This window comes from uncultured Leptotrichia sp. (genome assembly GCF_938036635.1).
GTDB classification, from domain to species: Bacteria; Fusobacteriota; Fusobacteriia; order Fusobacteriales; family Leptotrichiaceae; genus Leptotrichia; species Leptotrichia hongkongensis.
This window is the reverse complement of the sequence record NZ_CALHQO010000438.1, coordinates 1-5,118: the sequence shown is the minus strand read 5'-3', so window position 1 is coordinate 5,118 and position 5,118 is coordinate 1. Positions and strand designations below refer to the sequence as shown.

Sequence of the window (5,118 nt, the reverse complement as noted above, 5' to 3'; positions counted from 1 at the left end):
TTTTATACATAACAAAGCAGACAATTTTACAATTTGTCCTGTAAAAAATATCTTGATTGCTCTTCTGACAAAAAAATTTTTTTTCATCTTTCCTCCACAACAAATTTAACTTTACAAACAATAATAAATACTTCACTTAAAATTTTGATATTTTTCGTAAAATCTTCCACTTAATAAAAGTATAACAAAATTTTACTATTTTTTCAATACCTAAAAAATTATTTCCAGCACTCATCTTTAAATTCAGATTTTTTCATTCCTGAAACATATTTATTCCCTGTAACAAAATATCGTAATTCCTTTTCTGTCCAGATTCCTTTATTTGGAATACCAATTCTTGCTGAACTCTCGATATTTTTAGCTATTTTACTGTTCTCAAAATCAATATAAAGTATATTTTCTTCCATATTTTCAATATCATAAATTGATTTTTTTGATACTTTCTGAAATTTTTTCGTGATTTCACAAATCTTACTTTTGTTGAATACATCTCCAATTCCCATCGCCTTTGTCAATTTTCCAGGTCCATTGCTAATTAAAATTCCTTCTTTTCCTCTATTTTCAATCATTCTTTCAACATTTATCACAGGCTCAATTCCCCTAATCAGTACTGCCTGTGGATTTCCTTCTTCACAGCTGACTATATTAAGCATTTTATGTGTGTGCATAGTATAAATGTAAACTGTTCCGGCTTTCCCAAACAAAGCCTCAACCTTTGGAGTCAATTTTCCCTCAAATCCGTGACAAGCCCTATCTACTACTCCCAAATAAGCTTCCGTTTCTACAATATATCCTCCTAATAATTCATTATTCTTTTTTACGAGTATTAATTTTCCAAGTAAATTTTTTGCAAGCGAAACTGTATCCTGCTCAAAAAATTCTTTCATATTATCTATATTATTTTTTTTCATTTTATCACCTTATATTTTTTAACTTTTAGATTAATAAAATTTTATAACATTCTTTTTAAGATTTCAACAAATAATTTTAATTATTTTATTTTATCTATTGACATTTAGTTTTTTCAAGGTACAATATTATTGACATAGATGAAAGGATGTGATGATTTATGAAAATCATTATTAGCGGAAAACAACTTAAAATTACAGATGCAATTAAAACTTATACTGAAGAAAAAATAAGCAGAATTTCTAAGTATTCGGAAGCTATCACAGAAGTCGATGTTGTTCTGACAGTCGAAGACACAAAATCTGAAGGGCCAATTCATAAAGCTGACGGATTAGTTTATGCAAGCGGTACAAAAATAAAAATAGAAGCTGAAAACAAAGATTTGTATGCAGCAATTGATGACTTAGCTGACAGACTAGAAAGACAAGTCAGAAAATATAAAGAAAAACAAAAAGATTATAATAAAAAAGGTTCTCATTAATTATAATTTTTACAAAATATTTTAAAAGTAAAAAAGTGTGATATATAAAAAAAGACTATTTTAGAACTTATCAAGTTTTAGAGTTAGTCTTTTTTATGTTTTTTATTTAGTATTGATTACATTGTTTCTTACTTGTTTTATATATTCTAACAACTCTTCCAATTCATATAAAGAAACTTCATAAACCATTTCAATACTTGTTCCCCAATACTCATGAATCAATCTATTTCTCATTCCCTTTATATTTTCCCAATAACTAATTTCGTTATAACTTTGTAATAAAATATTTTTATCTAACTTTTGTATTTGAGTTATCGCTTCTCCTATTTTTTCAAGTTGCCGTTCAACATAACCAATCAATTTTTTATCATCAGCAAATTCAACATATTCTATTCCATTTACTTCTTCTATTACTTCATTTATACATTCTTCTATATCATAAGCAAATTGAATAATTTTTCTATTTTTCTTATACATATATTACACATTCTAGAATCTCTTCTCTTATTTTTTCTTTATATTCTCTAACATTTTTTGTTTTAAATTTATAATCAAATACACTTTTTTCTATCAAATCTACTTTTTTATGAAATATTTCTTCCAATTCTTTTTGTAAATTACAAAAATTTTGATACATTCCTTTTTTAAATTCCATTTTTACCAATACATCTATATCGCTATTTTCATTTTCTACATTTTTAGCATAACTTCCAAATAAGCCTAATTCAGATATACTGTATTTATTCTTGTCTATTTTTGACAACTTTTCTAAAATGTATTTTTTATCCATTTTCCTCTCCTACAATTTAATATCTATTGTTTACAACTTAATCAAAAATCACTTTCCAATTATCTTTATTTTCATTAGCCTCAAAACACATTTGTATCTGCTCAGCGGTAGTTTTATTAGTTGCAAGCTCTGGCAATTCATCAATCTCAAAATATCGGCTGTCGATCGTTTCTATATTTTTCTCAAATTTTCCACTAACATATTCACACAACACAAAAATTTTTGTTATGCCATAAGGAATTGCTTTTCCTTGATTTTTTGTTACATCCAGTAAGGCTACAATCATTTCTGTACTTGCTTCAATTCCAGCTTCCTCCTTAACTTCCTTTAGCACATTTTCCTTAACTGAAAGATGAACATCTGCCCATCCGCCTGGCAATGCCCATTTTCCATTACTCTCCTGAATTAGTAAAATCTTATTATTTTCAAAAATTGCAGCTCTCGTATCAATTTTAGGCGTCTGATATCCAACTTCATTGCAAAACAGATTTTTTACTTTTTCTATCGAAATATCAGTCTTATGAGCTACCATCTCTGCTGAGATCTCTCTAATTCTCTCAAATCGCTCAATATCAAACTTATCCTTTCCATAAGCAAGTCCTGCCTGAGCCAGACTTTGCAATTCAATCGCCCAATTTAGCCATTTTTCCTCTTCCACTTTTTTCTCCGATTTTTTTTCATCTTTCATCAATCATCACCCTCCATCAAGACTCTACTCCTCAACATCCACTTTTATTACTTCTCTCATAAACATAAAATACAAGAATAAAATTAAAAAGATAACACTAATAATTGTTCTTAAAATAGATGATTTTTGTAAAATAAAATTATTTATTATTAATTGCAGTATTACCATCATTATTGGTAAACTGACATCAATCCTTACAGAAACCTTCGCATCTTTCCCCGCTACCTTAATTTTCTTCACAACCTTTTTAAGACCAGTTCTAAATATTGTAACTTCATGCTCCCCTTTTGAAACTTGGATCTCCAAATATTTTTTCCTAAATTCTATCGGATTCCCACCGTCTATTTTTACTCTATAGCCAGTTGTACCGTTTTTATCAGCATTTTTTTCTTTTATATTCAGGTTGTTTATTATTAATTTTGGCATTTATTTACCCTTTCTTTTAAATTTATCGCATAATCAACTGCAAGCCATGTTTGAACTTCATTTTCTACATTTACATTTTCTAGAAAAGAAACTCCAAAACTAAAAATTTGATTCCTTGTTTTTTCAAAAATTACAATTTCAATTCCATTTTCCAAATATTCAATATCAAAATCATTATTATTCCCATCAAACTCTGCCATAGACAATCCAGAAGTTGTCCCTATTGTCAATTTCCCATTATTAATTTCAAAAGAAATTGCTTCCAATCTCTCCCCACTCTCAACATAACTTTCGTATTCAAAATCTGTTTCTAAAATACATTTTAAAAAATGTTTGTTTATTTTATCTACTTTTTCCTTTTTAAATTCATACTTCAATAAATATGTTTCAGTTTTCAAAAAAGATTTAGAATTTCGAATTTTAGAAAAATTAAACTCAACTTCTTTTTTATCCATAAACATTCGTATATTTCCAAAAGGTGTTTTCAGCATAACTCTCTCTCTTCATCTAATTTTCAACCTCAATTAACCCATATTTATCTATTTTTTAGTCTTCCAAAATTTCTTTTGCAAAGCTTCCTTCTTTTTCAGTTCCCAATAAAATTTCCTCAACAGTTGCCGCAATATCCGCAAAAGTTTTTCTAGTTCCAATATTTACATTCTTTTTAACATTTTTACCATAAATCATTATAGGTATATATTCTCTCGTATGATCTGTCCCTTTGTATGTAGGATCGTTTCCGTGATCAGCTGTGATAATCAAGATTTCATCATCTTTCAAGTTTTTCTCGATTTCAGGCAGCCAGTTATCAAATTCAATTAGAGCCTTTACATATCCTTCAACATTTCTTCTGTGTCCGTAAACAGCATCAAAATCAACTAAGTTAGTAAAAATCAATCCTTTTGTATCTTCCTTCAATGCAGCTATCGTTTTCTTAATTCCGTCTAGATTATCCTGATTAGCTTTTCTATTATCTGTAATTCCTTTTCCATTGAACAAGTCGCTCGTTTTTCCAATTCCCACTACATCAAGTCCAGCTTTTTCCAATCTTTCAAGCATGCTTTCTTTTGGAGGATCAATTGAAAAGTCGTGTCTATTCGCAGTTCTCTTAAATTCTCCTACTTTTTTACCAACATAAGGTCTTGCAATTACCCTTGCCACAGGTGATTTCTCATTACAAATTTCAAGTGCAATTTCACACGCCTTGTAAAGTTCTTCCAATGGTATAATTTCTTCATTTGCAGCAATCTGGAATACAGGATCTGCTGAACCGTAAACTATCCAGTTACCTGTTCTAATTTGCTCTTCCCCATATTGATCAATTGCGACAGTTCCTGAAATTGGCTTATTTAGCATAACTTTTCTTCCAGTTTTTTCTTCAAATTCCTTTATAACTTCATCTGAAAATCCATCTTTATAATTTGGAAACGGACGTTCTAGCGGTACACCAGCAATTTCCCAGTGTCCTGTTGTTGAATCTTTTCCATGCGATACTTCAATCGCTCTTCCATAAGCTCCTTCAGCTTTCTCCACAGCTGGAGTCCCTTCAATTTCAGTAATATTTCCAAGCCCCAATTTCCCCATATTAGGCAAACTCATTCCACCATATGCTTTTGCCATATTTCCTAAAGTATTTGACCCGCAGTCATCAAATAAATTTGCATCAGGCAATTCTCCTGCTCCAACACTGTCTAGTACAATTAATGTAATTCTTTCTATTTTTTTCATTTTTTTATTTTCCTTTCTTTTTTATTTAATTATATCTTTTATTTGTTTTAAAAGCAATTGATTTTAAAATTTTTCATTTTATTTTTCTAAATTAGT

8 protein-coding genes are annotated in these 5,118 nt (G+C 29.1%); 1 reads left to right on the top strand and 7 read right to left on the bottom strand.

Annotated elements, in window-relative coordinates; genetic code table 11:
- Positions 1-218: 218 nt before the first annotated feature.
- A complete protein-coding gene (locus Q0370_RS08755; RefSeq protein WP_299574730.1) occupies positions 219-911 on the bottom strand; it encodes a DNA-3-methyladenine glycosylase in 693 nt (230 codons plus the stop codon).
- A 158-nt stretch (positions 912-1,069) separates the two neighbouring features.
- On the opposite strand from Q0370_RS08755, the gene raiA reads away from it, so the two are divergent.
- Positions 1,070-1,390: a ribosome-associated translation inhibitor RaiA gene (gene raiA / locus Q0370_RS08750; RefSeq protein WP_147005245.1), complete on the top strand. Its 321-nt coding sequence runs from the start codon at positions 1,070-1,072 to the stop codon at positions 1,388-1,390.
- A gap of 102 nt (positions 1,391-1,492) precedes the next feature.
- On the opposite strand, the gene Q0370_RS08745 is transcribed toward raiA, so the two are convergent.
- The 6 genes from Q0370_RS08745 to Q0370_RS08720 are packed head-to-tail and all read right to left on the bottom strand — an operon-like array spanning position 1,493 to position 5,022.
- Positions 1,493-1,867: a HepT-like ribonuclease domain-containing protein gene (locus Q0370_RS08745; protein ID WP_299574728.1), complete on the bottom strand. Its 375-nt coding sequence runs from the start codon at positions 1,865-1,867 to the stop codon at positions 1,493-1,495.
- Complete coding sequence (locus Q0370_RS08740; RefSeq protein ID WP_299574727.1) at positions 1,860-2,180, bottom strand: nucleotidyltransferase domain-containing protein; 321 nt, start codon at positions 2,178-2,180, stop codon at positions 1,860-1,862. The genes Q0370_RS08745 and Q0370_RS08740 overlap by 8 nt, the downstream gene beginning before the upstream one ends.
- A gap of 37 nt (positions 2,181-2,217) precedes the next feature.
- Entirely contained in the window at positions 2,218-2,868 is a 651-nt protein-coding gene (locus tag Q0370_RS08735; RefSeq protein ID WP_299574725.1) for an NUDIX hydrolase N-terminal domain-containing protein, read from the bottom strand.
- Positions 2,869-2,892: 24 nt separating this feature from the next.
- Positions 2,893-3,294 carry a hypothetical protein gene (locus Q0370_RS08730; RefSeq protein ID WP_299574723.1) on the bottom strand — a complete coding sequence of 134 codons (402 nt, stop codon included), beginning with the start codon at positions 3,292-3,294 and terminating at the stop codon, positions 2,893-2,895.
- Entirely contained in the window at positions 3,282-3,785 is a 504-nt protein-coding gene (locus Q0370_RS08725; RefSeq protein ID WP_299574721.1) for a hypothetical protein, read from the bottom strand. Before Q0370_RS08725 ends, Q0370_RS08730 begins: the two co-directional genes overlap by 13 nt.
- Positions 3,786-3,840: 55 nt before the next feature.
- Positions 3,841-5,022 carry a phosphopentomutase gene (locus tag Q0370_RS08720; protein ID WP_299574719.1) on the bottom strand — a complete coding sequence of 394 codons (1,182 nt, stop codon included), beginning with the start codon at positions 5,020-5,022 and terminating at the stop codon, positions 3,841-3,843.
- Positions 5,023-5,118 lie beyond the last annotated feature (96 nt).

Excerpts from the sequence above, each read along its gene's own strand:
- Q0370_RS08720 (WP_299574719.1), bottom strand. The coding sequence starts at position 5,022 with ATGAAAAAAATAGAAAGAATTACATTAATTGTACTAGACAGTGTTGGA.
- Q0370_RS08725 (WP_299574721.1), bottom strand. The coding sequence starts at position 3,785 with ATGCTGAAAACACCTTTTGGAAATATACGAATGTTTATGGATAAAAAA.
- Q0370_RS08755 (WP_299574730.1), bottom strand. The coding sequence starts at position 911 with ATGAAAAAAAATAATATAGATAATATGAAAGAATTTTTTGAGCAGGAT.
- Q0370_RS08730 (WP_299574723.1), bottom strand. The coding sequence starts at position 3,294 with ATGCCAAAATTAATAATAAACAACCTGAATATAAAAGAAAAAAATGCT.
- Q0370_RS08745 (WP_299574728.1), bottom strand. The coding sequence starts at position 1,867 with ATGTATAAGAAAAATAGAAAAATTATTCAATTTGCTTATGATATAGAA.
- Q0370_RS08735 (WP_299574725.1), bottom strand. The coding sequence starts at position 2,868 with ATGAAAGATGAAAAAAAATCGGAGAAAAAAGTGGAAGAGGAAAAATGG.
- Q0370_RS08740 (WP_299574727.1), bottom strand. The coding sequence starts at position 2,180 with ATGGATAAAAAATACATTTTAGAAAAGTTGTCAAAAATAGACAAGAAT.
- raiA (WP_147005245.1), top strand. The coding sequence starts at position 1,070 with ATGAAAATCATTATTAGCGGAAAACAACTTAAAATTACAGATGCAATT.